General features: G+C 66.2%; 1 protein-coding gene. It reads left to right on the plus strand.

The annotated features are described in order from the left end of the window. Positions 1-164: 164 nt before the first annotated feature. Positions 165-447, plus strand: a 283-nt coding sequence (locus AC2JF7_RS09075; protein WP_500728365.1) for a carbonic anhydrase, incomplete at its 3' end; no start/stop codon positions are given.

A 447-nucleotide genomic window follows, 5' to 3' on the forward strand; every position in this document is an offset into this window, starting at 1 on the left:
GTCTACGCACTCGGTGATGCCGGTGCGAAGCAGAACCTCACCTACGCCATCGGAACCCAGGCGGGTGACGACTACCTGCTGCTCTACGGTTCGCGTTCCGCAGACTCCACCGCGGAACTCGCCGAGTCTCTCGTCCCCCAGATCCGCGACCTCTCGGAGTGAACATGACCCACGCGCTCACCCCCGCTGCTGCCTGGAAGCAGATGCAGGACGGCAACCAGCGATTCGTCGACGATGCACCGCAGCACCCGAATCAGGACGTGGCTCGCCGCAGGCACCTCGCCGCGGCACAGCATCCGGTCGCCACGCTGTTTGGCTGCTCCGACTCGCGCCTCGCTGCGGAGATCATCTTCGACCTCGGACTCGGTGACCTGTTCGTCGTGCGCAACGCCGGTCAGGTGATCGGCGAGTCCATCGTCGCGAGCCTCGAGTACGCGGTCGCCGTGC

It is taken from the genome of Lactobacillus sp. XV31L, from assembly GCF_059900865.1.